The 26277-nt window shown below is 67.4% G+C and carries 27 protein-coding genes; 19 read left to right on the top strand and 8 right to left on the bottom strand.

The features are described 5' to 3' along the window. Positions 1 to 179: 179 nt before the first annotated feature. The 6 genes from QZM72_RS33645 to QZM72_RS33620 all read right to left on the bottom strand — a co-directional run bounded on the left by QZM72_RS33645 (position 180) and on the right by QZM72_RS33620 (position 7427). On the bottom strand, positions 180 to 665 hold the full coding sequence (locus QZM72_RS33645) for a GNAT family N-acetyltransferase (RefSeq protein ID WP_089466972.1): 486 nt from the start codon (positions 663 to 665) through the stop codon (positions 180 to 182). Then, a complete protein-coding gene (locus QZM72_RS33640) occupies positions 662 to 937 on the bottom strand; it encodes a hypothetical protein (RefSeq protein WP_006476519.1) in 276 nt (91 codons plus the stop codon). The genes QZM72_RS33645 and QZM72_RS33640 overlap by 4 nt, the downstream gene beginning before the upstream one ends. A gap of 37 nt (positions 938 to 974) precedes the next feature. After that, a complete protein-coding gene (gene glp / locus QZM72_RS33635) occupies positions 975 to 2273 on the bottom strand; it encodes a gephyrin-like molybdotransferase Glp (protein WP_089466973.1) in 1299 nt (432 codons plus the stop codon). 111 nt (positions 2274 to 2384) lie between these two features. Next, a complete protein-coding gene (gene mobA, locus QZM72_RS33630; protein ID WP_089466974.1) occupies positions 2385 to 3002 on the bottom strand; it encodes a molybdenum cofactor guanylyltransferase MobA in 618 nt (205 codons plus the stop codon). Positions 3003 to 3029: 27 nt separating this feature from the next. Further along, on the bottom strand, positions 3030 to 4142 hold the full coding sequence (gene moaA, locus QZM72_RS33625; RefSeq protein WP_089466975.1) for a GTP 3',8-cyclase MoaA: 1113 nt from the start codon (positions 4140 to 4142) through the stop codon (positions 3030 to 3032). A 129-nt stretch (positions 4143 to 4271) separates the two neighbouring features. Further along, positions 4272 to 7427, bottom strand: coding sequence for an Rne/Rng family ribonuclease (locus tag QZM72_RS33620; protein WP_301740251.1), 3156 nt, complete (start codon positions 7425 to 7427; stop codon positions 4272 to 4274). Between the two features lie 720 nt (positions 7428 to 8147). On the opposite strand from QZM72_RS33620, the gene QZM72_RS33615 reads away from it, so the two are divergent. The 4 genes from QZM72_RS33615 to QZM72_RS33600 are packed head-to-tail and all read left to right on the top strand — an operon-like array spanning position 8148 to position 11220. Next, positions 8148 to 9152 (top strand): RluA family pseudouridine synthase, encoded by a 1005-nt coding sequence (locus QZM72_RS33615; RefSeq protein ID WP_089466977.1) that lies wholly within the window; start codon positions 8148 to 8150, stop codon positions 9150 to 9152. Between the two features lie 5 nt (positions 9153 to 9157). After that, on the top strand, positions 9158 to 9817 hold the full coding sequence (locus QZM72_RS33610) for an HAD-IA family hydrolase (protein ID WP_089466978.1): 660 nt from the start codon (positions 9158 to 9160) through the stop codon (positions 9815 to 9817). After that, on the top strand, positions 9814 to 10215 hold the full coding sequence (locus QZM72_RS33605; RefSeq protein WP_059574322.1) for a Rieske 2Fe-2S domain-containing protein: 402 nt from the start codon (positions 9814 to 9816) through the stop codon (positions 10213 to 10215). The genes QZM72_RS33610 and QZM72_RS33605 overlap by 4 nt, the downstream gene beginning before the upstream one ends. 12 nt (positions 10216 to 10227) lie before the next feature. Continuing rightward, complete coding sequence (locus tag QZM72_RS33600) at positions 10228 to 11220, top strand: S49 family peptidase (RefSeq protein ID WP_301740250.1); 993 nt, start codon at positions 10228 to 10230, stop codon at positions 11218 to 11220. Positions 11221 to 11282: 62 nt separating this feature from the next. Here the strand turns inward: QZM72_RS33600 and QZM72_RS33595 are convergent, their stop codons facing one another. Then, positions 11283 to 12005, bottom strand: a complete 723-nt coding sequence (locus QZM72_RS33595; protein WP_089466980.1) for an SAM-dependent methyltransferase — start codon at positions 12003 to 12005, stop codon at positions 11283 to 11285. After that, positions 12002 to 12634 carry a Maf-like protein gene (locus QZM72_RS33590; protein ID WP_089466981.1) on the bottom strand — a complete coding sequence of 211 codons (633 nt, stop codon included), beginning with the start codon at positions 12632 to 12634 and terminating at the stop codon, positions 12002 to 12004. Before QZM72_RS33590 ends, QZM72_RS33595 begins: the two co-directional genes overlap by 4 nt. 228 nt (positions 12635 to 12862) lie before the next feature. On the opposite strand from QZM72_RS33590, the gene QZM72_RS33585 reads away from it, so the two are divergent. The 15 genes from QZM72_RS33585 to lepA all read left to right on the top strand — a co-directional run bounded on the left by QZM72_RS33585 (position 12863) and on the right by lepA (position 26270). Beyond that, on the top strand, positions 12863 to 13498 hold the full coding sequence (locus tag QZM72_RS33585) for a DUF177 domain-containing protein (protein ID WP_027783927.1): 636 nt from the start codon (positions 12863 to 12865) through the stop codon (positions 13496 to 13498). A 98-nt stretch (positions 13499 to 13596) separates the two neighbouring features. Beyond that, positions 13597 to 13776 (top strand): 50S ribosomal protein L32, encoded by a 180-nt coding sequence (gene rpmF, locus QZM72_RS33580; RefSeq protein ID WP_006051932.1) that lies wholly within the window; start codon positions 13597 to 13599, stop codon positions 13774 to 13776. A gap of 129 nt (positions 13777 to 13905) precedes the next feature. Beyond that, a complete protein-coding gene (plsX, locus tag QZM72_RS33575; RefSeq protein WP_089466982.1) occupies positions 13906 to 15012 on the top strand; it encodes a phosphate acyltransferase PlsX in 1107 nt (368 codons plus the stop codon). Then, the gene (locus QZM72_RS33570; RefSeq protein WP_089466983.1) at positions 15013 to 16002 is read left to right on the top strand and encodes a beta-ketoacyl-ACP synthase III; all 990 of its coding nucleotides are present in this window, start codon (positions 15013 to 15015) and stop codon (positions 16000 to 16002) included. Positions 16003 to 16086: 84 nt separating this feature from the next. Beyond that, positions 16087 to 17019 carry an ACP S-malonyltransferase gene (gene fabD, locus QZM72_RS33565; protein ID WP_089466984.1) on the top strand — a complete coding sequence of 311 codons (933 nt, stop codon included), beginning with the start codon at positions 16087 to 16089 and terminating at the stop codon, positions 17017 to 17019. Between the two features lie 36 nt (positions 17020 to 17055). Next, positions 17056 to 17805, top strand: coding sequence for a 3-oxoacyl-ACP reductase FabG (gene fabG / locus QZM72_RS33560; RefSeq protein WP_006476504.1), 750 nt, complete (start codon positions 17056 to 17058; stop codon positions 17803 to 17805). A 144-nt stretch (positions 17806 to 17949) separates the two neighbouring features. After that, a complete protein-coding gene (gene acpP / locus QZM72_RS33555; RefSeq protein WP_004197638.1) occupies positions 17950 to 18189 on the top strand; it encodes an acyl carrier protein in 240 nt (79 codons plus the stop codon). A gap of 164 nt (positions 18190 to 18353) precedes the next feature. Continuing rightward, on the top strand, positions 18354 to 19586 hold the full coding sequence (fabF, locus tag QZM72_RS33550; RefSeq protein WP_059574009.1) for a beta-ketoacyl-ACP synthase II: 1233 nt from the start codon (positions 18354 to 18356) through the stop codon (positions 19584 to 19586). Positions 19587 to 19597: 11 nt separating this feature from the next. Continuing rightward, the gene (locus QZM72_RS33545; protein ID WP_089466985.1) at positions 19598 to 20062 is read left to right on the top strand and encodes a hypothetical protein; all 465 of its coding nucleotides are present in this window, start codon (positions 19598 to 19600) and stop codon (positions 20060 to 20062) included. Positions 20063 to 20151: 89 nt separating this feature from the next. Continuing rightward, entirely contained in the window at positions 20152 to 20751 is a 600-nt protein-coding gene (gene rpoE, locus QZM72_RS33540; RefSeq protein ID WP_006490873.1) for an RNA polymerase sigma factor RpoE, read from the top strand. Between the two features lie 86 nt (positions 20752 to 20837). Continuing rightward, a complete protein-coding gene (locus QZM72_RS33535; RefSeq protein ID WP_089466986.1) occupies positions 20838 to 21455 on the top strand; it encodes a sigma-E factor negative regulatory protein in 618 nt (205 codons plus the stop codon). Between the two features lie 5 nt (positions 21456 to 21460). Then, positions 21461 to 22513, top strand: coding sequence for a MucB/RseB C-terminal domain-containing protein (locus QZM72_RS33530; RefSeq protein ID WP_089466987.1), 1053 nt, complete (start codon positions 21461 to 21463; stop codon positions 22511 to 22513). Between the two features lie 16 nt (positions 22514 to 22529). After that, entirely contained in the window at positions 22530 to 24035 is a 1506-nt protein-coding gene (locus QZM72_RS33525; RefSeq protein WP_089466988.1) for a DegQ family serine endoprotease, read from the top strand. A gap of 7 nt (positions 24036 to 24042) precedes the next feature. After that, a complete protein-coding gene (locus tag QZM72_RS33520) occupies positions 24043 to 24279 on the top strand; it encodes a glutaredoxin family protein (protein ID WP_089466989.1) in 237 nt (78 codons plus the stop codon). A gap of 197 nt (positions 24280 to 24476) precedes the next feature. Next, a complete protein-coding gene (gene lepA / locus QZM72_RS33515) occupies positions 24477 to 26270 on the top strand; it encodes a translation elongation factor 4 (RefSeq protein ID WP_301740249.1) in 1794 nt (597 codons plus the stop codon). Positions 26271 to 26277 lie beyond the last annotated feature (7 nt).

Genomic DNA, 26277 nt, shown 5'->3' with positions numbered 1-26277 from the left:
TCTCCTGTTCTTCAGCGAGAAAATTCAGGGTGTCATCAAGCATGGCGACGCAGGTTAACAGCCTCCATCACCGTTTACAACACCCAAAACAAAAATGCCGTTCAGTTCTTAACTGAACGGCATTAGCGCCGCGGCGCCCGTTTTCTTTTGCGGCGATCGCCGGCGCGGCCGGCTCGCGCTCAATGCGCGGCGAGCGTGTCCAGCGCGTCGCCCGTCACGCGCACGATGCGCCACTCCGGCAGCACGGTCGCGCCCATCTTCTCGTAGAAGTCGATCGCCGGCTGGTTCCAGTCGAGCACCGACCATTCGAAGCGCGCGCAACGGCGCTCGACGGCGAGTGCCGCGAGCTGGCGCAGTATCGCGGTGCCGAGGCCCGTGCCGCGCTGCGACGGCTGCACGTACAGATCCTCGAGATAGAGCCCGCGGCGGCCGAGGAACGTCGAATAGTTGTGGAAGAACAGCGCGTACGCGACGATCGCGCCGTCGCGCTCGGCCACCAGCGCTTCGGCAGCCGGGTGCTCGCCGAACAGTGCATCGGCGAGATCCGCTTCGGTCGCGACGAACAGCGCCGTGAGCTTTTCGAACGCGGCCAGCTCGCGCATCAGCGCGAGGATCGCGCCGACGTCGCGCGGGTCGGCCGCGCGGATCAGCGGCGTGCCGCTCATGCTTCTTCCGGCGGATCGGACAGCACGATCTCGATGCCGCCGAAGCGCGACGCGACCCAGTTGTATGCGTGGCATGCAATCCACAGCAGCACGAAACCGAGGATCGCGTTCAGCAGCAGCGCGCTCAGGATCGTACTCAACTCGACCATCCCGTAACGGATATACGCGACGAGGATGCCGAGCAGCACGATCGGCACGCTGAACGTCAGGTAGACGAGGATCAGCGCCTTTGCGGTCTGCCCCGCGGCGATCGACGAGATTTGCTTCTTCATGTGCGGATTGCCCCCGTAGAGATATACCGATTGGAATTCAGATCAGGCCGTCGAGCGGCAGGATGTCGACCGGGGCGCCCGCGTCGACTGCCGCGGCATCGTGGCCCAGGACGATGAAACAGTTGGCGGCCGCCAGACCGCTCAGCGACGCGGAGCTTTGCGACCCGGCCGGCGCGACGTGCCATTGGCCGTCGGCGGCGCGCGTCGCGACGCCGCGCAGATAGTCGGTGCGGCCGGGGCGTTTCTTCAACGCTTGCGTGCTGAGCGCCGTGTACATGGCCGGCGCCGGCGTCAGCGCGCCGGCCAGCGTCAGCAGCGCGGGGCGCACGATCGCATGGAACGTCACGACGGACGCGACCGGATTGCCGGGCAAGCCGAAGAACAGCGCGCGACCGGCGCCGTCGGCCGCGCGGGCGAGCGTGCCGCACGCGAGCGGGCGGCCGGGCCGCAGCGCGAGACTCGCGAACGTCACGTCGCCGAGCCGCGCCATCACGTCGCGCGTGAAATCGGCTTCGCCGACCGACACGCCGCCCGACGTGATGATTGCATCGGCCTGCGCGGCGAGGGCGTCGCGCAATGCGGCTTCGAGCGCGGCCGGGTCGTCGCGGACGATGCCGAGATCCATCGCGTCCACGTGCAGCCGTTCGAGCATCGCGATCAGCATGCCGCGATTGCTGTCGTACAGCGCGCCGTGGCCGAGCGGTTCGCCGGGCTCGCGCAGCTCGTCGCCGGTCGAGAACACGGCGACACGCACGCGCCGGCGCACCGTGACGTCGGCGATGCCGAACGACGCGAGCAGGCCGAGATCGGACGGCCGCAGGATGCGGCCGGCGGCGAGCGCACAGGCGCCCTCGGCGAGATCCTCGCCGGCCTTGCGGCAGTTCGCGCCGCGCGCGACGTCGTGCGCGGCGAAGCGGATCGTGTCGCCTTCTACACGCACGCGTTCCTGCGGAATCACCGTGTCGCATCCAGCCGGCATCGGCGCGCCCGTCATGATGCGCACGCATGCGCCGGTCGGCACCGCACCGTCGAACGGATGGCCGGCGAACGCGGTGCCCGCGACCGTCATCGCGACCTCACCCTGCGACGACGCAAGGGCGGCGCTGCCGCCGTCGAACGCATAGCCGTCCATCGCCGAGTTGTCGTACGCGGGAATATCGAACGGCGCATTCACGTCGGCCGCGAGCACGCGGTCGAGCGCATCGCGCAGCGTCACCGTGTCGCACGCGTCGACGGGCACCGCGAAGCGGCACGCGAGCGCCTGTGCGTCGGCGAGCGACAACGGCGCATCGGGATCGGGTGCGGTTCGGGAGGCGGGCGAGGATTGCGTGATCATCAGTCGGACTGCGCCGCAAGGCGTATCGGGTTCGTGGCCGGTGGCGCGAGGAGGGTGCCGGGGCGCGGGTTTCGCGTGTGGCGGACACCGGGCGGGAACGGCGCGGTGCCGTCAGCGGCGGGCCAGCGCGGCGAGTTCCTGCCAGGAGTTGGCATTGTAAAACGCACGCTCGTCGCGAAACTCGACTTCGACCGTCGTGTGGCGTGCGTACCACGCACGCACCTTGCGGTCGCCGGCCGCGAGCCGGGCGGCCAGGTCGTCCGCCAGCGACGTGCGCAGCAGCGCGAACGTCGGCTGCGGCGAGCGCATCTGCTGCGCGTCGACGGTGACCGCCATCGCGATGGCGGCCTGTTGTGCGTCGAGCGCCGCATGCAGCCGCGCGACGAGGTCGGCGGGCAGATAGGGCGTATCGCACGGCGAGCACACGACCAGCGGCGCGCGCGCCGCGCGCATGCCGGCGAGCAGGCCCGCGAGCGGCCCGGGGAAGTCGGGCGTTTCGTCCGCGACGATGCGCGCGTCGAACGGCGCGCCGAGTTCGGCATAGCGATCGGCATGGCGATTCGCGCTGATCAGCGTCTCGTCGACCTGCGGCGACAGCCGGCGTAGGACGTGCAGCGCGAGCGGCGTACCGTCGAGCAGTTGCAGGCCCTTGTCGACGCCGTCCATGCGGGTGGCGCGCCCGCCCGCGAGCAGCAGGCCGGCGATCGACGGGGAGGCGGGAGCGGGCATCGCGCGAAGGGGGAAGAGCGGCGGGCGTCAGCCGCCGATATACGACATTTCGACGCGCTTGCCTGCGCCATCGGGCGCTGCGTCGGCCGGCGCGCTGCCGCGCAGTTGCGAATAGCGGTCGGTGCGCGCGTGCCAGATGCGGGCGATCGCGGTCGCGATCTCGGCATCGGTCGCGCCGCCGCGCACGAGCGCACGCAGGTCGTGCCCCGTCGACGCGAACAGGCACAGGTACAGCTTGCCTTCGGTCGACAGCCGCGCGCGCGTGCAGTCGCCACAGAAGGCCTGCGTGACGCTCGAGATCACGCCGATCTCGCCGCTGCCGTCTGCGTAGCCCCAGCGCTGGGCGGTCTCGGCTGCCGTGTGCGGCTCGAGCGGCACGAGCGGGAAATGTTCGGCGATGCGCGCGACGACGTCCGCCGACGGCAGCACCTCGGTCATGTTCCAGCCGTTCGACGTGCCGACGTCCATGTATTCGATGAAGCGCAGGATCACGCCGGTGCCGCGAAAACGCTCGGCCATCGGCAGGATCTCGCTGTCGTTGGTGCCGCGCTTCACGACCATGTTGACCTTGACCGGCGCGAGGCCCGAGGCCTGCGCGGCGAAGATGCCGTCGAGCACGTCGGCGCTCGCGAATTCGGCATCGTTCATGCGCTTGAACAGCGTATCGTCGAGCGCATCGAGGCTGACCGTGACGCGCGTGAGTCCGGCATCCTTCAGCGCGCGCGCCTTGCGCGCGAGCAGCGAGCCGTTGGTCGTCAGCGTCAGGTCGAGCGGGCGGCCGGCGTGCGTCGTCAGGCGCGCGAGGCGCTCGATCAGGAATTCGAGGTTCTTGCGCAGCAGCGGCTCGCCGCCCGTGATGCGGATCTTCTCGACGCCGTGCGCGACGAAGAGCCGCGCCACGCGCTCGATTTCCTCGTGCGTGAGCAGCGCGCTGTGCGGCAGGAACGGATAGTCCTTGTCGAAGACCGCGCGCGGCATGCAGTACACGCAACGGAAGTTGCAGCGATCCGTCACCGAAATGCGCAGATCGCGCAGCGGCCGGGCGAACGTGTCGGCCAGCGTGCCGTCGGGGGCATGCGCGACGCCGGAGACGTCCGGCATCCCGCTGACGTCGGCGAGGGGAATGATGCGTCGGGACATGTTGGAAGAAGTGCGAACCAGACTGCTATTTTAGCTGCAACCGGCCGGCGGGGCCGGTGGGCGGAAACCCGCAGCGCGGACGTGAAAAAGCCCGCCGGAGGCGGGCTTCCTGGTCGGGCGATGCGCCGTTCAGTGGTGCGTCGTTTCGACCTGCTGCATCGGGGCCGTATCGGCCGGCGGCAGCACCTTGCGTTCGCGCGGCACGCGGGCCGGGCGCGGGAGGCGCGATGCGGCTTCCTGCGCGGCCGCGAACTTGTCGGCGTCCGTGTTCACCCAGACGAGGCCGGCCTGCTCCAGCACGACATCCAGGCTCGCCGAAGCGGGCGCGGCTGCCGGTTGTGCGGGAGCGGGTGCCGGTGCGGCGACGGCCTGGGCCGATGCTGCCTCGACAGGCGCTGTTTCGACCGGTGCCGGTTCGGCAGCCACCGGAGCGGCTTCGATCGCGACGGCCGGTGCGGCCTGCTCGACCGGTGCGGCTTGCGGCGCTTCGACAACGGCCGGAGCGGCTACCGGCACTTCGAACGCGTCGGTCGGCGACACCGCGACCGGCGCCGGGCCCGCTTCCGCGACCTCTGGTGCGACCGGCGCGACCGGTGCCGGTTCTGCTGCCTGGACGGCGACGACGGGCTCGGCCGGGGCGGCCGGAGCCGCTTCGACGTGTGTCGGTGCCGGCTGCGCTTCGACAGCGGCCGGTGCGGCATGCTGCTCGACGACGGCTTCCACGGCGACCACGCTCGCCACGGTTGCGACGACTGCCGGTGCGGCCGTGTGGGCCGGTTCGGCCGCGACCGGTGCGGCCGGCGTCACGGCTTGCGCCGCGACTTCGCCTTCCGCGCCTTGCTCGGCCTGGTCGACCGAGCCGTCTTCTTCGCGCTCGCGACGACCGCCGCGGCGGCCGCGACGGCGACGGCGGCGTTCTTCGCCGTCACGTGCGCCGGCTTCCGCATCGGCTGCCAGTTCCGCGCCGGGCAGGGCTTCCGCCGCAGCCTTGTCGGTTTCCGTCTCCGGATGGTTTTCGCCGCGGGTGACGGTTTCGAGCGTGGCCGCATGCTGGGTCGGCTTGCGGCGTTCGCCGCGCTCGCGACGCTCGCCGCGTTCCTGGCGCTCGCCACGGCCGGCGGCTTCGACACCTTCCGGCTGTTCGACGCGCTCGCGCGGTTCGCGGTTTTCGCGCGGTTCGCGCGGCTCACGGCCTTCACGCGGCTCGCGACCTTCGCGCGGGCCACGGCCCTCGCGGCCTTCGCGACCCTCACGGTTGTCACGACCTTCGCGGCCCTCACGACCTTCACGCAGCTCACGACCCTCGCGCGGCTCACGGCCTTCACGCGGTTCGCGCACTTCCTTGCCTTCGCGTTCCTGGCGTTGCGGCTGGCCACGGCCCGCGGCTGCCTGATCGCGGCCGCCTTGCGCCTGCTGGGCGCTGCCGCGACGGTTGCGGTTGCGATCGCCGCCGCGCTGCTCGGTCTTTTCGGTGCGGTCACGAGCCGGACGGGCTGCCTGCTCCTTCACCGGTGCCGGCGCGACCGGCGCGGGCGCCGGTGCCGGCGACACGCCGAACAGGCCCTTCAGCCAGCCGATGAAGCCGCCGCTTGCGGCGGCGACGGGCGCCGGGGCGGGGGCCGCAACCGGTTCGACCGGACGCTGCGGCGCCGGGCTCGGGGCCGGACGCTCGGGCGTGATGCCCTTGACCGCCGCTTCCTGCTTCGGCTTCACTTCGGCTGCACGCTTGCTGTAGCCGGTTTCCGACTCGAGTTCGCGGGCCGCTTCCTCGGCCATCTTCCAGGACGCTCGCGGATCGTCGAGGCGCGCGTCGTCGTGACGCAGGCGCTCGAGCTTGTAGTGCGGCGTATCGAGGTGCTTGTTCGGGATCAGCACGATGCCGACCTTGAAGCGCGACTCGATCTTGTTGATTTCCTGACGCTTTTCGTTGAGCAGGAAGGCGGTCACCTCGACCGGCACCTGGCAGTGGATCGCCGCGGTGTTTTCCTTCATCGCTTCTTCCTGAATGATCCGCAGGACCTGCAGCGCGGACGATTCGGTATCGCGGATGTGACCGGTGCCGTTGCAGCGCGGGCACGTCACGTGGCTGCCTTCCGACAGCGCCGGACGCAGGCGCTGGCGCGACAGCTCCATCAGGCCGAAGCGGGAAATCTTGCCCATCTGCACGCGCGCACGGTCGTGCTTGAGCGCATCCTTCAGGCGTTGCTCGACTTCACGCTGGCTCTTCGCCGATTCCATGTCGATGAAATCGATCACGATCAGGCCGCCGAGGTCGCGCAGGCGCAGCTGGCGGGCGACTTCGTCGGCCGCTTCGAGGTTCGTGCGGGTGGCCGTTTCCTCGATGTCCGCGCCCTTGGTCGCGCGGGCCGAGTTCACGTCGATCGCGACGAGCGCTTCGGTGTGGTCGATCACGATCGCGCCGCCGGACGGCAGCGGCACCGTGCGCGAGTACGCGGTTTCGATCTGGTGCTCGATCTGGAAACGCGAAAACAGCGGCACGTCGTCGTGGTAGCGCTTCACCTTCGCGACGTTGTCCGGCATCACGATGTCCATGAACGCACGGGCCTGATCGTGAATTTCGTTCGTGTCGATCAGGATTTCGCCGATATCGGGCTGGAAATAGTCCCGGATCGCGCGGATCACGAGGCTCGATTCCAGATAGATCAGCATCGGCTGGCCGGCGTTGCCGCTTTGCGACGCCGCTTCGATCGCGCGCCACAGCTGCAGCAGGTAGTTCAGGTCCCACTGCAGTTCCTCGGCGCTGCGGCCGATGCCCGCGGTACGGGCGATCATGCTCATGCCGTCCGGAATCTGCAGTTGCGCCATCGTTTCGCGCAGTTCCTGGCGCTCGTCGCCTTCGATCCGGCGCGACACGCCGCCGCCGCGCGGATTGTTCGGCATCAGCACGAGGTAGCGGCCGGCGAGCGAGATGAAGGTGGTCAGGGCGGCGCCCTTGTTGCCGCGCTCTTCCTTCTCGACCTGGACGATCAGCTCCTGGCCTTCGCGCAGTGCATCCTGAATGCGCGCGGAGCGCATGTCGATGCCGTCCTTGAAGTACTGGCGGGCGACTTCCTTGAACGGCAGGAAGCCGTGGCGGTCTTCGCCGTAGTTGACGAAGCACGCTTCGAGCGACGGCTCGATGCGGGTGATGACACCTTTGTAGATATTGCCTTTGCGCTGTTCGCGCCCGGCGGTTTCGATGTCGATGTCGATGAGCTTTTGCCCATCGACGATGGCGACGCGCAGCTCCTCCTGCTGCGTCGCATTGAACAGCATGCGTTTCATGAACGGCTCCAGGCGGCTCCGCTGCCGGCGCCTCGCGGTTGTCAGGCGCGAGGGCGGGAACGACGGCAGGCCGCACCTTGTTGTGTTGTCACGAGCACGCTGGAGCGGGAATGCTGGCGGGGAGAATTGCCTGAAGAGGCGCTTGGGCCCGAAAGACGGGGCCGGCGGCCATAGGGCACCTGCGAATACGGCTTCAAAGCACGGCGTTCACACACCGCACGCTGCAAAAGCGCGCTAAGCCTGTCCGGGCATCGCCACGGGCGCGCGCAATACGTCGCGCGCGCCGACGGGCGGCAGATGCTGCGGCTTGGGCCGCAGCGGGGAGTATCGAATCCAGCCCGACTTTCCCGCTTGGGGTGTACTTCCCTGGTTTGACGTCGCCAAGCCCCGCACGCTTCGCGGGGCCAAATCGGGCGCAACGCCGTAATTTTCGCAACCGGCAGCCTGCGGACGCACTGCGCGCCGTCGGGCTGCCGATCAAATTCTTTTCAACCAACTTTCCGTTACCGCGGCGCCTTGCCGACCGAATCCGCCTGTGGGCGCGATCCTTGCCGACGGGCGGCGCCGTGCGTGCAACTTGCTGCATCTCGTTGATTAGGGGCGAGCAGCGGACCCCCGGCGCAAGTAAAATAGCGGTTTGCGCTTGCGCCTTGCCCGATTCAGCCGGGGCCGGCCGGTCAGGCCACCCACAACGTCAGGCTGGGCAAAATTATATTCAGTATGAATGAGTTAGGCAAAATATCCCAGAATTCGGTCGCAAGCGGCCAGGTATCGATGATCGAGATCGACGAAAACTCGGCCGGTCAGCGCATCGACAACTTCCTGTTGCGCGTCTGTAAAGGCGTGCCGAAAAGCCATATTTACCGGATCCTCCGCAGCGGCGAAGTGCGCGTCAACAAGGGCCGGATCGATGCGCAGTACCGCCTCGAACTGGGCGACCTCGTCCGCGTGCCGCCGGTGCGCGTGGCGGCGGCCGACCTCGCGCGCGCCGACACGCCCGTCGTGCCGCCCGCGAATTTCGACGTGCTGTACGAGGACGACGCGATGCTCGTCATCGACAAGCCGGCCGGCGTCGCGGTCCACGGCGGCAGCGGCGTCGCGTTCGGCGTGATCGAGCAGATGCGCCAGGCGCGCCCGCGCGCGAAATTCCTCGAACTGGTGCACCGGCTCGACCGCGAGACGTCCGGGATCCTGATGCTCGCGAAGAAGCGCACGGCGCTCGTCGGCCTGCACGAGCAGATCCGCGAGAACCGGATGGACAAGCGCTACTTCGCGTGCGCGCACGGCGAATGGCAGCCCGACTGGGGCCGCCGCCGCGCGGTGAAGGCGCCGCTGTTCAAGTATTCGACCCCGGAAGGCGAGCGCCGCGTGCGCGTGCAGGACGACGGGCTGGCCTCGCATACGGTGTTCAACCTCGTCGACCGCTGGCCGGACTACGTGCTCGTCGAAGCGGAACTCAAAACGGGTCGGACCCATCAGATTCGGGTGCACCTCGCGCATCTCGGCCTGCCGATCGCCGGCGACGCCAAGTATGGCGATTTCGCACTGAACAAGGCGCTGGCGCGCGCGAACGCGCAGCCGTCGCTGAAACGGATGTTCCTGCATGCGCACCGCCTCAAGCTCGCGCACCCGCTGACCGGCGAGGCGCTGCAGTTCGATGCGCCGCTGCCGGCCGACTGCCGGCGCTTCCTCGATCAACTCAGCGCATTGCGCGATACCGCCTGAACCGCATGGCCCGACAGCAATTTGACCTGATCGTCTTCGACTGGGACGGCACGCTGATGGATTCGACCGCGCACATCGCGCACAGCATCCAGGCGGCATGCCGCGATCTCGGCCTGCCCACGCCGTCCGACGAAGCTTCCCGCTACGTGATCGGCCTCGGGCTGCGCGACGCGCTGCAGATCGCGGCTCCGACCCTCGATCCGTCCGACTACGCGCGGCTGGCCGAGCGCTACCGCTATCACTATCTGCTCGACGACCAGCGCATCGCCCTGTTCGCCGGCGTGCGCGAGCTGCTCGCCGAGCTGCGCGACACGGGCTACCTGCTCGCCGTCGCGACCGGCAAGGGCCGGGTCGGGCTGAACCGCGTGCTCGACCAGTCGAAGCTGACGAGCTGGTTCGACGCGACGCGCTGCGCGGACGAGACGTTCTCGAAACCGCATCCGGCCATGCTGCACGAGTTGTCGCGGGAATTGGGGCAGGACCTGTCGCGCACCGTGATGATCGGCGACACCACGCACGACCTGCAGATGGCCGCCAGCGCCGGCGCGGCCGGCGTCGGCGTGGCGTACGGCGCGCACACGGCCGATGCGCTGGCGGCGCTCACGCCGCGCTTCGTCGCGCCGGACGTCGGCGCGCTGGCTGCCTGGCTGCGGGAGCACGCATGAGCGCGGCGCCGGACGCCGTGCGCGTGTGCGCATCGAGCGCGCTGACCGACGGCGGGGCCGGCGTGCGGGTCGACGCGACGCTGCGCGGCGAGCAGGCCGTCGTGTTTTTCGTGCGCTACGACGGCCGTGCCTACGGCTACCTGAACCGCTGCGCGCACGTGCCGATGGAGCTCGACTGGGCCGAAGGGCAGTTCTTCGAATCGTCGGGCCTCTATCTGATGTGCGCGACACACGGCGCGATCTACGCGCCGGATACCGGCAAGTGCGTCGGTGGCCCATGCCGCGGCGGCCGCCTGCGGCCGGTCGAGGTCGACGAGCGCGACACGCCCGACGGCCGTGCGGTATTCTGGGTGCCCGATGCCGATCTGCATCCTGCCACTTCCGCCACGACCGACTGACGACACCACTGAATGGCCGACCAACCGAATTCCCCCGATTCCCCCTCCCGTCCCGACAGCCGTGAACCGAGCTGGGAGCGCGCGGCGCTCGAGCGGATCGCACTCGCGGCCGTCAAGGAGCAGCGCGCGGCACGGCGCTGGAAAATCTTCTTCCGCTTCGCGTTTCTCGGCGTGTTCGTGCTGTTCGCGTTCGCGCTGATCGATTTCTCGAGCGACTCGAAATTCTCGTCGAGCGGGCGGCACACGGCGCTCGTGACGATCGACGGCGAGATCGCGGCCGGCGTCAACGCGAACGCCGACGACATCAACACGGCGCTCGACGCCGCGTTCGACGACGACGGCACGGTCGGCGTCGTGCTGCGGATCAACAGCCCGGGCGGCAGCCCGGTGCAGGCCGGGATGGTCTACGACGAGATCCGGCGGTTGCGCGGCAAGTATCCGGACAAGCCGCTGTACGTCGTCGTGACCGACATGTGCGCATCGGGCGGCTATTACATCGCGTCCGCGGCCGACAAGATCTTCGTCGACAAGGCGAGCATCGTCGGGTCGATCGGCGTGCTGATGGACGGGTTCGGCTTCACCGGACTGATGGGCAAGCTCGGCGTCGAGCGGCGCCTGCACACGTCGGGCGAAAACAAGGGCTTCTACGATCCGTTCTCGCCCGAAACGCCGAAGATGGACGCACATGCGCAAGAACTGCTCGACCAGGTGCATGCGCAGTTCATCAAGGCGGTGAAGGATGGCCGCGGCAAGCGGCTGCACGAGACGCCCGACATGTTCTCCGGCCTGTTCTGGACGGGTGAAAAGAGTGTCGAGCTCGGTCTCGCCGACGGCTACGGCACGACCGATACGGTCGCGCGCGACGTGCTGAAGGCGCCGGATCTGGTCGACTACACGGTGAAGGAAAGCCTGACGAATCGCGTCGCGCGCAAGTTCGGCGCGGCCGTCGGGGGCGCCGCGATGAAGGCGCTGACGGCCGGCGGCGCGTCGGTCAGCCTGCGCTGACGGCAACCGGCGGGCCGCGACGGCCCGCCTTTCGGCGAGTCAGCTGGTCGCCGTTCTCGGCATCAATTGGCAAGCAGCAGGAAGATCGCAGGGCGCTTGTGCAGATTCGGCACAGGCGCTTTTTTCCAGTCGGCCGCCGTGCGGCTCGCGATCGTCTCGGTCGCGAGGGTCAGGTCGGCCGCGACGCAGATCTGCGTCGACGGCGCGCAGGTCGCGACCAGCGTGTCGAGCATCGCGTGATTCCGGTAAGGCGTTTCGATGAAGATCTGCGTCTGGCGCGCCTTGCGCGACAGTTGCTCGAGTTCGCGCAGCCGTTTCGCGCGCGCGGCCGCATCGACCGGCAGATAGCCGTTGAACGCGAAGCTCTGGCCGTTCAGGCCCGACGCCATCAGCGCGAGCAGGATCGAACTCGGCCCGACGAGCGGCACGACCTTCACGCCGCGCTCGTGCGCGCGGCGCACCAGCAGCGCGCCGGGGTCCGCGACGGCCGGGCAGCCGGCTTCCGACACGAGGCCCGCGTCCGCACCGGCGAGCACGGGCGCGAGCAGCCGGTCGATGGCGCCGGCCGGCGTATTGACGTTCAGCTCGCTGATCTCGATTTCCTGGATCGGTCGCGTCGTACCGATCTTCTTCAGAAACGCACGCGTCGTTTTCGCGTTCTCGCCGATGTAATAGCCGAGCGTGCCGGCCCGCGCCTGCACGGCGGCGGGCAGCACGGCGGCGAGCATCGATTCGTCGCCTTCGCCGAGCGTGTTCGGGACGAGATAAAGCGTGCCGGCGGTCATGCGCGGTCTCCTCGGGAGATGGCGAACAGCGGGTAGTCGGCGGCGCGCAGCATCCGCGTGAGGGCGATCAGCGGCAGGCCGACGAGGGCGGTCGGGTCGTCCGAGTCGATCGCGTCGAGCAGCGCGATGCCGAGCCCTTCGGACTTCGCGCTGCCGGCCACGTCGTACGGCGTTTCCGCGCGCAGGTAGGCGTCGAGTTCAGCCTCGGGCAGCGAACGGAAGCGCACGTGCGTGACGACGTCCTCGACCTGCGCTTCGTCGGTGCGGCTGTCGTACAGGCAGAGCGCGCTGTGGAATTCGACGTCGCGGCCCTGCATCGACACGAGTTGCGCGAGTGCGCGCTCGTGCGTGCCGGGCTTGCCGATCTGGTGCCCGTCGAAGGTCGCGACCTGGTCCGACCCGATCACGAGCACGCCGTCCGGCGCGTCGATCGTCGCGGCCACGGCCCGCGCCTTCGCGCTGGCGAGGCGCAGCGCGGTCGCGGCCGGCGTTTCGCCGGCGAGCGGGGTTTCGTCGAGGTCGGGCGACACGACGTCGAACGGCACGCCCAGGCGCTCGAGGAGCGCGCGGCGGTAGCGGGAACTGGAGGCAAGAATCAGCCGCGGCGGGCGGCAAACGGTATCCGGCATGGTCGGTTGGATCGGTGAGTCGTGAGGTGGGGCGCGGCGTTGCGCGGACGCAAGCTTAAGTGATTGACCGCAAAAGGTAAAACAGGTATGCTTTCCCGCTTTTCGTCGGCAGGCTTTCGTTGGTGGCGCCTGTCGGGTCTTCGGAAGTAAAGTACGTCATCCTTCGATGAGCCGTACGCGAGCGGTGCCAAGCCGGATCCGCAAGTCAGCCTGTAGGCAGGAGCGCACATGAACACTTCTTCTGGCAAACCTGCGGCGGCGCTCGATCCGCACGCGGTCGACCTGTTCGAGTTCGCCCGCAGCGGGCGGCAGGCAGCCGGGGCGGTGCGCCTTTCGCAACTGCCGCGCATGTTAAACGAAGTGCCGACGGACGCGCCAGATCGCGACACGGTCTTCACGTGGCAGGCGGAAGGGTTCACGCAGAAGGAATTGCAGGACGACGGCGCCGACGGGCAGCAGCCGTATCTGCGCCTCGCGGTGCACGGCCATGCGTGGCTCACGTGCCAGCGCTGCGTGACGCCGTACGACCAGACGTTCGACGTCGACATGACGTACCGGGTCGTCGCGACCGAAGAAGAAGCTGAAGAATTTCCGCTCGACGACGATGAAGCCGATGTGATCGTGGGCTCACGCCAGTTCGATCTCGTCGACTTGATCGAAGAGGAGTTGCTGCTTTCGTTGCCGCTCGTGCCCAAGCACGAGGTTTGCCCGGCAGTTCACGAAAGCCTCGTGTCGGGCGCGAGCGGTCCCGTGGAAGAAGCGGACGAGGAGTCCGACGAAGCCGGGGACGAAGGCAAACGGCCGAATCCGTTCGCAGCGCTGCAGGCGCTGAAGAAGGACGGTGACGGCACCAAGAAACACTAAGCAGTTGTGGCGCGGGAAGGCGTAAGGGCTTTGGGCCAGGGTAGTTAAGCGCCGGATCGGGCTGTGTTAGAATCCGGAAAATTATTTAGGAGTTAGTCATGGCAGTCCAGCAAAACAAGAAGTCGCCGTCGAAGCGCGGCATGCATCGTTCGCACGATTTCCTGACGGCAGCGCCGCTGGCAGTCGAGCCGAGCACGGGTGAAGTGCATCTGCGTCACCACGTCAGCCCGAACGGCTACTATCGCGGCAAGAAAGTCGTCAAGACGAAGAACGACTAAGCGTCAAGTCACGCGTTGCGCGCTACGCTCGCCGTTCGCGTGACAACTGGTTCGCTTGACACTTTCCTGGCTCAACAAAAAGGCGGCATTCAACTGCCGCTTTTTTGTGCCTGAAATTCGTCGCATTCCATGACCGTAAAGCTCACAATCGATTGCATGGGAGGCGACCACGGCCCGTCCGTGACCGTTCCCGCGGCAGTCAAGTTCGTCCGCGCGCACCCCGATGCGCATCTGATGCTCGTCGGCATCGAAAGCGCGATTCGCGCTCAGCTGAAGAAGCTGAAAGCCCTCGACGATCCCGCGTTGACCATCGTGCCCGCCACCGAAGTCGTGGCGATGGACGACCCTGTCGAAGTGGCGCTGCGCAAGAAGAAGGATTCTTCGATGCGCGTCGCGCTCAACCACGTCAAGGAAGGCGCGGCGCAGGCCTGCATCTCCGCCGGCAATACCGGCGCGCTGATGGCCGTTTCCCGTTACGTCCTCAAGACGCTGCCCGGCATCGAGCGGCCCGCGATCGCGTTCGCGCTGCCGAACCCGAGCGGCTACACGATGATGCTGGACCTCGGCGCGAACGTCGACTGCGAGCCGCAGCACCTGCTGCAGTTCGCGGAGATGGGGCACGCGCTCGTGGCCGCGCTCGAAGGCAAGGAGCGCCCGACCATCGGCCTGCTGAACATCGGCGAAGAGGTCATCAAGGGCAACGAGACGATCAAGCGCGCAGGCGAGTTGCTGCGCGCCAGCACGCTCAATTTCCGCGGCAACGTGGAAGGCAACGACATCTACAAGGGCACCGTCGACGTCATCGTGTGCGACGGCTTCGTCGGCAACGTTGCGCTGAAGACGTCCGAAGGCCTCGCGCAGATGCTGTCGGACATCATCCGCGAGGAGTTCGGCCGTTCGCTGATGTCGAAGCTGATGGCGCTGCTCGCGCTGCCGGTGCTGATGCGCTTCAAGAAGCGCGTCGACCACCGCCAGTACAACGGCGCGGCGCTGCTGGGGCTGAAGAGCCTCGTGATCAAGAGCCACGGTTCGGCCGACGCGTACGCGTTTGAGTGGGCGATCAAACGCGGGTATGATGCCGTCAAAAACGGGGTGCTGGAGCGCCTCGCGCGCGCGATGGCGGATAATTCAGTGTCGCTCGGCGACGGCGGACACGACGCGGGCGGCGCGGGCCAGGCAAGCCCGGCCGCAGGCCATCACGCCGAACCTTCCGCCGCGCAATCCTCTAAAGCATAAATGGCCCAATCGACTCTCTATTCCCGCGTGCTCGGCACGGGCAGCTACCTGCCGCCCGACCGCGTCACGAACCAGCAGTTGACCGATCGTCTTGCGAAGGAAGGCATCGAGACCAGCGACGAATGGATCGTGGCGCGCACGGGCATCCATGCGCGCCATTTCGCCGCACCCGACGTCACGACGAGCGATCTCGCGCTCGAGGCGTCGCGTCGTGCGATCGAAGCGGCCGGCGTTGATCCGCAGTCGATCGACCTGATCATCGTCGCGACTTCGACCCCCGATTTCGTGTTCCCGAGCACCGCGTGCCTGCTGCAGAACAAGCTCGGCATCAAGAGCGGCGGCGCGGCATTCGACGTGCAGGCCGTATGCTCGGGCTTCGCGTATGCGATGGCCACCGCCGACAGCTTCATCCGCAGCGGCCAGCACCGCACCGCGCTGATCGTCGGCGCGGAGACGTTCTCGCGCATTCTCGACTTCAAGGACCGCACGACCTGCGTGCTGTTCGGCGACGGCGCGGGCGCGGTGATCCTGTCCGCGTCGGAAGAGCCGGGCGTGCTCGGCAGCGCGCTGCATGCGGACGGCAGCTACTCGAACATCCTGTGCACGCCGGGCAACGTCAATCGCGGCGTGATCGACGGTAGCGCGTTCCTGCACATGGACGGGCAGGCCGTCTTCAAGCTTGCGGTCAACGTGCTCGAAAAGGTCGCGATCGAAGCGCTCGCGAAAGCGAATCTCGCGCCCGAGCAAATCGACTGGCTGATTCCGCATCAGGCCAATATCCGCATCATGACCAGCACCTGCCGCAAGCTCGGCCTGCCGCAGGAGCGCATGGTCGTGACGGTCGACCAGCACGGCAACACGTCGGCCGCGTCGATTCCGCTGGCGCTCGACGCCGCGGTGCGCGACGGCCGCATCCAGCGCGGCCAGCACGTGCTGATCGAAGGCGTCGGCGGCGGCTTCACCTGGGGCGCGTCGGTCTTCCGCTTCTGATCCGCGGCGCGCGACAAGCCGCGCGCGGATCCCGTCGGCGCGCCGTTCATGCGCGCCGTCCGAATCGATTCAATTGGGGACGATATGAAATTTGCATTCGTTTTTCCGGGGCAGGGCTCGCAAGCGATCGGCATGCTCAATGCATTCGCCGATCTGGCCGTCGTGCGCGAGACGCTCCAGGAAGCGTCCGATGTGCTCAATCAGGATCTCGGCAAGCTGATCGCCGAAGGTCCGGCCGAAGAGCTGAACCTGACCACCAACACGCAGCCCGTGATGCTGACCGCCGCGTACGCGTGCTACCGCGCGTGGCAACAGGCAGGCGGCCCGGCGCCGTCGATCGTCGCCGGCCACAGCCTCGGCGAATACACGGCGCTCGTCGCGGCCGGCGCGCTCGCGTTCAAGGACGCGGTACCGCTCGTGCGCTTCCGTGCGCAGGCGATGCAGACGGCCGTGCCGGTCGGCCAGGGCGGCATGGCCGCGATCCTGGGCCTCGACGACGACACGGTGCGCGCGGTGTGTGCCGAAGCCGCGGAAGCGGGCGTCGTCGAAGCGGTGAACTTCAATGCACCCGCGCAGGTCGTGATCGCAGGCAGCAAGGGCGCGGTCGACAAGGCGTGCGAGATCGCGAAGGCGAAGGGCGCGAAGCGCGCGCTGCCGCTGCCGGTGTCGGCGCCGTTCCATTCGTCGCTGCTCAAGCCGGCGTCGGATCAACTGCGCGACTATCTCGCGAACGTCGACGTGAAGGCGCCGCAGATTCCGGTCGTCAACAACATCGACGTCGCGGTGGTCAGCGATCCGGCGGCGATCAAGGACGCGCTGGTGCGCCAGGCCGCGGGCCCGGTGCGCTGGGTCGAGTGCGTGCAACACATCGCGAGCACCGGCGTCACGCACGTGATCGAATGTGGTCCGGGCAAGGTGCTCGCCGGCCTGACGAAGCGCATCGACGGCAACCTGGTCGGCGCCTCGGTGTTCGATCCGGCTTCGCTCGACGAAGCGCTCAAGCTCGCGACCGCCTGACGCGGCGCTTTTTCCCAAGCAACGGATATTCGATTCATGGACAAGACTCTCGATAAACAGGTTGCGATCGTGACCGGCGCGTCGCGCGGCATCGGCCGTTCGATCGCGCTCGAACTCGCGCGCCTGGGCGCGACGGTGATCGGTACGGCGACGAGCGAGTCGGGCGCCGCCGCGATCACCGCGGCGTTCGCGGAAGCGGGCGTCACGGGCCGCGGCGCGGTGCTGAACGTCAACGACGCGGCCGCCGCCGAGGCGCTGATCGATGCGACCGTGAAGGAATTCGGCGCGCTGAACGTGCTCGTCAACAACGCGGGCATCACGCAAGACCAGCTCGCGATGCGGATGAAGGACGAGGACTGGGACGCGGTGATCGACACCAACCTGAAGTCGGTGTTCCGCCTGTCGCGCGCGGTGCTGCGCCCGATGATGAAGGCGCGCGGCGGCCGCATCATCAACATCACGTCGGTGGTCGGCTCGGCCGGCAATCCGGGTCAGGTCAACTACGCGGCCGCGAAGGCCGGCGTCGCGGGCATGACGCGGGCGCTCGCGCGCGAGATCGGCAGCCGCGGCATCACCGTGAACTGCGTGGCGCCAGGCTTCATCGACACCGACATGACGAAGACGCTGCCGGAAGAACAGCAGGCCGCGCTCAAGACCCAGATTCCGCTCGGCCGCCTCGGCAGCCCGGAGGACATCGCCCATGCCGTCGCGTTCCTCGCATCGCCGCAGGCCGGTTACATCACCGGCACGACGCTGCACGTGAACGGCGGCATGTACATGTCGTAACGGTTTTCGTTTACCATCCGCGCCGTATCCCGTTTTTCAGGCGGATCGGCGCTTGATCGACCATCAAGCCAACGCGCGTTTTGCCGTCAGCAAACCTGATAAAATGCGCGCACTTGTAAATCTGAACTTTCCCTCGGAGGGGTAATGGACAACATCGAACAACGTGTCAAGAAGATCGTCGCTGAGCAACTGGGCGTCGCGGAAGCCGAGATCAAGAACGAAGCTTCGTTCGTGAACGACCTGGGCGCCGATTCGCTCGACACGGTCGAACTGGTGATGGCTCTGGAAGACGAGTTCGGCATGGAAATCCCGGACGAAGAAGCAGAGAAGATCACGACCGTTCAGCAAGCGATCGACTACGCTCGCGCAAACGTCAAGGCGTAAGCGCCTTTCGCGCTTGTCCGCCACGTCGCCGCGATCTTCGCGATTGACGCGCCATCCTGCCGGCTTCGCGCCGGACGGACTAACAGCCACAGGGCTCGCAGGGCTGGTTCCTGTGGCCACTGTGGCTTTTGTTTTTGTCATCCAATAATGGAAAAGAGGTTACCGTGAGCCGCCGTCGTGTTGTCGTTACAGGCCTGGGGCTGATTTCGCCTGTTGGCAATAATGTTGCCGACGGCTGGGCCAATCTCGTCGCCGGCAAGTCCGGTATCGCCACCGTCACGAAGTTCGATGCGTCGAACCTCGCGTGCCATTTCGCGGGCGAAGTGAAGGGTTTCAGCGCCGAGGAATACATCCCGGCGAAGGAAGCCCGGAACATGGATACGTTCATCCATTACGGCATTGCCGCCGGCGTCCAGGCCATGCGGGACAGCGGGCTGGAAGTGACCGAAGCCAACGCGGAACGCATCGGCGTGCTGGTCGGGTCCGGCATCGGCGGCCTGCCGATGATCGAGGATACGCACCAGACCTACGTCGATCGCGGTGCGCGCCGGATTTCGCCGTTCTTCGTGCCGGGTTCGATCATCAACATGATCTCGGGCCACCTGAGCATCATGTTCGGCCTGAAGGGCCCGAACCTCGCCGCCGTCACGGCCTGCACGACCGGCCTGCACAGCATCGGCCTCGCCGCGCGCCTGATCCAGGCCGGCGACGCCGACGTGATGGTCGCGGGCGGCGCCGAATCGACGGTGTCGCCGCTCGGCATCGGCGGTTTCGCGGCAGCGCGCGCGCTGTCGACCCGCAACGACGATCCGGCTACCGCGTCGCGTCCATGGGACAAGGACCGCGACGGCTTCGTGCTGGGCGAGGGTTCCGGCGTGATGGTGCTCGAGGAATACGAGGCGGCGAAGGCGCGCGGCGCGAAGATCTACGCGGAAGTCTCGGGCTTCGGCATGACGGGTGACGCGTACCACATGACCGCGCCGAACATGGACGGCCCGCGCCGCTGCATGGTCGCTGCACTGCGCGACGCCGGCGTGAACCCCGACGAGGTCCAGTACCTGAACGCGCATGGCACGTCGACGCCGCTGGGCGACAAGAACGAGTCCGACGCGGTGAAGGCGGCCTTCGGCGAGCACGCGTACAAGATGGTGGTCAACTCGACGAAGTCGATGACGGGCCACCTGCTGGGTGGCGCGGGCGGCCTCGAATCGGTGTTCACGGTGCTGGCGCTGCACAACAACGTGTCGCCGCCGACCATCAACATCTTCAACCAGGACCCCGAGTGCGATCTCGATTACTGCGCGAACACCGCACGTGACATGAAGATCGACGTGGCCGTGAAGAACAACTTCGGCTTCGGCGGGACCAACGGCACGCTGGTGTTCAAGCGCGTCTGACGTCGAATCGCTTGACGAGTCCATTCGATGCTCCGGCCGGGCGTCCGCAGCGCTTTGCGTTGCGGGCCTCGGCCGTGTCGTATCTCGTGCTGGCCGCGTTCGTCGCGTCGGCTGCCGCGTCGGCGTACCTGTTCTGGGCGCCGCGCGCGGGCGCTGCCGCCGGCGCTGGCGTGTCGGCCGCGACGGCGGCCCTGCTGGCCGTATGCGCGGCGCGGGCTTGCGCCCGCCGGTTGCCGGCCGAGCTGCAAATCGATGCGTTCGGGGAGATTGCGGCGTTTGGCCGCACCGGGCGATTGCTGGCTCGCGGCCGCGTGACGGGCCATGCGCACTGGAGCAGCCTGCTGCTGGTGCTGTCGGTCGGGCAGGGCGCCCGGCGCGCGCGGCCGCTGCTGATTCCGGCCGACGCGCTCGATGCCGCGTCGTTCAGCGCGCTGTCGGTGCTGGCGAGAACGGCCGGGGCGGCGGGGCGCGCATGACGGCGGCAGTTACCGACCGTAACCAGCGGCCGGCGCCGGAACGCTACAATAACGCTCCGCGTTGCATCCCTAGTTAACGGATTTGTCAGGTGAGTGAAAAAGAAATCGATCAGGCTCTGGTCGAGCGCGTACAGAAGGGCGACAAGGCGGCGTTCGAACTCCTGGTCTCCAAATACCACCGCAAGATCATTCGGCTGATCTCGCGCCTCGTGCGGGATCCCGCCGAGGTCGAGGACGTGGCCCAGGACGCGTTCATCAAGGCGTATCGTGCGCTGCCGCAATTCCGCGGCGAATCGGCGTTCTATACGTGGTTGTACCGAATTGCCGTCAACACGGCGAAGAACTACCTTGCGACGCAAGGCCGCCGGGCGCCGACCTCGACCGAGGCCGATGCGGAGGAAGCGGAAACTTTCTCCGACGCAGACCAACTAAGGGATATCAACACGCCTGAGTCGATGTTGATGAGCAAGCAGATTGCCGAAACGGTCAACGCTGCAATGGCTCTGCTGCCCGAAGAACTGCGCCAGGCAATCACGCTGCGCGAGATCGAGGGCCTGAGCTACGAAGAGATCGCGGAAATGATGGGCTGTCCGATCGGGACGGTCCGGTCGCGGATCTTCCGCGCGCGCGAAGCAATCGCTGCCAAATTGCGTCCGCTGCTCGATACGCCCGAAGGAAAGCGCTGGTAAGCGCGACAGGCGGAGCGACGCGGGTCGGGGTCTAGTTACGGATAGAGTCGTGAAGTCACGACGGGGTGTGCAAGATGGGGAGCATCATGGGGTCGGTCAATACGCAATCGCAAGCGTGCTCGCGCGGCGAGCGCCTTTCCGCGCTGGTCGACGGCGAAATGTTCGATGGCCCGGATCACGGGCAGTTTCTGGCTGAGCTCGACCGCGCGGATCGCGCCGTGTGGGCCCATTACCACCTGATCGGCGATGCGCTGCGCTCGGACGAGCTCGCCCTGTCGCCCGCGTTGAGCGTCGCGTTCACCGCGCGCATGTCGGCCGCGCTCGAAAGCGAGCCGCACCTGCTGGCACCGGCGGCCGCGCCGGGCGCGCGCAAGCTGCTGTCGCTGCGCCGCCGTGTCGTGCCCGCGTTCGCGGTGGCCGCCGCGGCCGCCACGCTGACGTGGATCGTCGTCCCGCAGATGCAGACGGCCGGTGCGCCAGGCGCCGTTCAGGTCGCATCGGCAGGCGCGCCGCAGAACGGCAACCTGCAGCGCGTGACGGTTGCGCAGGCATCGGCCCAGCCGGGTCTGCAAGACGTCAACATCATCCGCGATGCGAGCCTCGACCAATACCTTGAAGCGCACCAGCAATTCGCGCAGCAGCCCGTCGTCACGGGTTCGATGCCGCTGATCCGCGCTGCCGTGACCACCACGCCAGGCCAATAAACCCGATGCGGACATTGCAGTTGAATCACGCCATCTCCGGATGGAAGCGGCTGCCGGCCCTCCTGCTTTGCGCAGCCGCCCTGTTGTCCGTTCACTCCCTTCCCGCCAGCGCCCAGCAACCGGACGATCCCGTCGCGACCCGCAAGGGCGCTGCGGACTGGCTCGACCGCGTCCAGCAGGCCGCGCAGCAGCAGAGCTACGAAGGTACGTTCGTCTATCAGCGCGGCGGGTACGTGCAGTCGTCGCGCATCGCGCACGTGTCGTCCCGCGACGGCGAGTTCGAGCGGATCGAGACGCTCGACGGCAAGCCGCGCAAGCTGCTGCGGCACAACGACGAGCTGTACACGTTCGTGCCCGAGCGCAAGCTGTGCGTGGTCGAGCGCCGTCAGACGCGCGACGCGTTCCCCGCGCTGCTCGGCGCGAGCGGCGAGCACGTGATGTCCGTCTACGATGCGAAGTCGCTCGGCAAGGACCGCGTGGCGGGGATCGACGCGCAGGTCGTCGAACTCGTGCCGAAGGATGCGTACCGTTTCACGTACAAGCTGTGGGCCGATGCGCGCACCGGGCTGCTGCTGCGTTCGCAGACGCTCGACGCGAACGATCGCGTGCTCGAACAGATCGCGTTCTCGCAAGTGCAGACGGGCGGCGCAAGCGGCGACAAGGCCGCGATTGCAGCCGGCATGCGCAACCTGAGCGGCTGGACGGTCGTGCGCCCGCCGGTCGCGACGGTCGACATGGAAGCGCAGGGCTGGCAACTTGCGCCGAGCGTCGCCGGTTTCCAGAAGATTCGTGAAGTGCGCCGGCCGATGGCCGCGCGCGATGCGGGCGATCCGCCGATCCCGGTCGACCAGGCCGTTTTCACCGACGGCCTCGCGACGGTCTCGGTCTTCATCGAGCCGGCCGAGAAAAATACGCGCAAGGAAGGCGCGGGCAGCACCGGTGCGACGCACGTTCTCGTGAAGCGCCGCGGCGACTACTGGATCACCGTGCTCGGCGAAGTGCCGCCGGCAACGTTGCAGCAGTTCGCGTCTGCCATAGAATACAAGGCTTCCAAGTAACGCTACGGCTTCCGACATGACGAAACTCACGCTGCGCAAAGTGCTCGCGGCGGCGGCGCTGTGTGCCTGCCTGCCGCTCGTCCCGCAAACCGCGGTCGCTGTCACGCCTCCCGCTGCCAGCCTGCCCGATTTTGCCGACCTCGTCGAAAAGGTCGGCCCCGCGGTCGTGAACATCCGGACCACCGCGAACGTGCCGGTACCCGGCCCGCGCGGCGTGCTCCCGCCCGGCTTCGACAACGGCGACATGTCGGAATTCTTCCGGCGCTTCTTCGGCATTCCGCTGCCGCAGGCGCCCGGCAATGGTGGCGGCGGCAACGGCGGTAGCCCGAAGAACGCGCCGGCGCCGGACAACGGGCCCGACACCGAGCAGAACCGTGGCGTCGGCTCGGGCTTCATCGTGTCGGCCGACGGTTACGTGATGACCAATGCGCATGTCGTCGACGATGCCGACACCATCTACGTGACGCTGACCGACAAGCGCGAATTCAAGGCGAAGCTGATCGGCGTGGACGACCGCACGGACGTCGCGGTCGTCAAGATTCAGGCGTCGAACCTGCCGGTCGTCGCGATCGGCGATTCGAACAAGGTGCGCGTCGGCGAGTGGGTCGTCGCGATCGGTTCGCCGTTCGGCCTCGACAACACGGTCACGGCCGGTATCGTCAGCTCGAAGAGCCGCAACACGGGTGACTACCTGCCGTTCATTCAGACCGACGTCGCCGTGAACCCCGGCAACTCGGGCGGCCCGCTGATCAACATGCAGGGCGAGGTGATCGGCATCAACTCGCAGATCTACAGCCGCACCGGCGGCTTCATGGGCATTTCGTTCGCGATTCCGATCGACGAGGCGATGCGCGTGGCCGACCAGCTGAAGGCGACCGGCAAGGTCACGCGCGGCCGGATCGCAGTGGCGATCGGCGAGGTGACGAAGGACGTGGCCGACTCGATCGGGCTGCCGAAGGCCGAAGGCGCGCTCGTCAGCAGCGTCGAGCCGGGCGGCCCGGCCGACAAGGCCGGCATCCAGCCGGGCGACATTATCCTGAAGTTCAACGGCCGTCCGGTCGATGCGGCGTCGGACCTGCCGCGCATGGTCGGCGATACGAAGCCCGGCACGAAGGCGACGGTCAACGTGTGGCGCAAGGGTCAGGCACGCGATCTGCCGATCACGATCGCGGAGACGCCGGCCGAGTCGACGGCGAAGGCCGAGCAGCGCAAGAACGCGCCGCAGAAGCCCCGTCAGACCAATTCGCTCGGCCTGACGGTCAGCGACCTGACGGCGGAGCAGATGAAGACGCTGAAGCTGAAGAACGGCGTGCAGATCGACGGTGTCGACGGCCCGGCCGCCCGCGCGGGCCTGCAGCGCGGCGACATCGTGCTGCGCGTGGGCGACATCGACATCGCGAACGCGAAGCAGTTCGCCGACGTGACCGCGCAGCTCGATCCGCAGAAGGCGGTCGCGGTGCTCGTGCGGCGTGGCGACAACACGCAGTTCGTGCCCGTGCGGCCGCGCGCGACCCAGAAGTAACGCGCGGATGTTCACGCTCTACGGCCGCGGTTGGTGCCACCTGTGCGACGACATGCGCGACGCACTGGCGCCTGTGGCGGCCGAATTCGGCGTCGCGGTCGACTACGTCGACATCGACACCGATGCGGCGCTCGTCGCGCGTTACGACGAGGACGTGCCGGTGCTGCTGCTGGACGGCGTGGAAGTGTGCCGCCACCGGTTCGACGACGTGCGGGTGCGCGGCGCGCTGGCGGCCCGGCGTTGAGCCTGGCCTGCCGCCGGCCCGTGCCGCTCGTACGGGGTTTGATCCGGCGGGCGCCCCCGCCGGGCTCGCGCGGGGCGGGCGTCCGAAATCCCGCCCGGCGTAAGCCTTTTCGGCTAAAATAAGCCGTTTTTTCACCGACTTACACAAGGCGTGCTCCGCAGTCGTCGAGCGCGCCTTTTTCGCTTGATCGGCACTGAATGGATCATATTCGCAATTTCTCGATCATCGCGCACATCGACCATGGCAAGTCGACACTCGCGGATCGCATCATCCAGGTATGCGGCGGCCTCGCCGACCGTGAAATGGAAGCGCAGGTGCTCGACTCGATGGATATCGAGCGCGAGCGCGGCATCACGATCAAGGCGCAGACGGCCGCGTTGTCCTATCGCGCACGCGACGGCAAGGTCTACAACCTGAACCTGATCGACACGCCGGGGCACGTCGACTTCTCGTACGAGGTCAGCCGTTCGCTGTCCGCGTGCGAAGGCGCGCTGCTGGTGGTCGACGCGAGCCAGGGCGTCGAGGCGCAGACGGTCGCGAACTGCTACACGGCGATCGAGCTCGGCGTCGAGGTCGTGCCGGTGCTGAACAAGATCGACCTGCCGGCCGCGAACCCCGAGAACGCGATCGAGGAGATCGAGGACGTGATCGGCATCGACGCGACCGACGCGACGCGCTGCAGCGCGAAGACGGGCCTCGGCGTGGAAGACGTGCTCGAATCGCTGATCGCGAAGGTGCCGCCGCCGAAGGGCGACCCGGCCGCGCCGCTGCAGGCGCTGATCATCGATTCGTGGTTCGACAACTACGTCGGCGTCGTGATGCTCGTGCGCATCGTCAACGGCACGCTGCGTCCGAAGGACAAGATCAAGATGATGGCGACCGGCGCGCAGTACCCGGTCGAGCACGTCGGCGTATTCACGCCGAAGTCGCGCAATCTCGAGTCGCTGTCGGCCGGGCAGGTGGGCTTCATCATCGCGGGCATCAAGGAGCTGACGGCCGCGAAGGTCGGCGATACCGTCACGCACGCCGCCAAGCCCGCCGCCGAGCCGCTGCCGGGCTTCAAGGAAGTGAAGCCGCAGGTGTTCGCGGGGCTCTATCCGGTCGAGGCGAACCAGTACGATGCGCTGCGCGAATCGCTCGAGAAGCTGAAGCTGAACGACGCCTCGTTGCAGTACGAGCCGGAAGTGTCGCAGGCGCTCGGCTTCGGTTTTCGCTGCGGCTTCCTCGGGCTGCTGCACATGGAAATCGTGCAGGAGCGGCTCGAGCGCGAATTCGACATGGATCTCATCACGACCGCGCCGACGGTCGTCTACGAGGTCGTGCAGAGCGACGGCTCGACGATCATGGTCGAGAACCCGGCGAAGATGCCGGAGCCCGGCCGCATCGCCGAAGTGCGCGAGCCGATCGTCACCGTGAATCTCTACATGCCGCAGGATTACGTCGGCTCGGTGATCACGCTGTGCGAGCAGAAGCGCGGCTCGCAGATCAACATGCAGTATCACGGCCGCCAGGTGCAGCTCACGTACGAGATCCCGATGGCCGAGATCGTGCTCGACTTCTTCGATCGCCTGAAGTCGGTGTCGCGCGGCTATGCGTCGATGGACTACGAGTTCAAGGAATACCGCTCGTCGGACGTCGTGAAGGTCGACATGCTGATCAACGGCGACAAGGTCGACGCGCTGTCGATCATCGTGCACCGGTCGCAGTCGCAATACCGCGGCCGCGAAGTCGCCGCGAAGATGCGCGAGATCATTCCGCGCCAGATGTACGACGTGGCGATCCAGGCCGCGATCGGCGCGCACATCGTCGCGCGCGAGAACATCAAGGCATTGCGCAAGAACGTGCTCGCGAAGTGCTACGGCGGCGACATCACGCGGAAGAAGAAACTGCTCGAGAAGCAGAAAGAAGGTAAGAAACGCATGAAGCAGGTGGGTTCGGTCGAGATCCCGCAGGAGGCGTTCCTCGCGATCTTGCGCGTCGAAGACAAATAACAGGACT

Source organism: Burkholderia sp. AU45388 (assembly GCF_030481585.1).
Taxonomy (GTDB): domain Bacteria; phylum Pseudomonadota; class Gammaproteobacteria; order Burkholderiales; family Burkholderiaceae; genus Burkholderia; species Burkholderia sola.
Note: the sequence above shows the minus strand (reverse complement) of the source record. Positions and strands in the feature narration are given on the sequence as shown.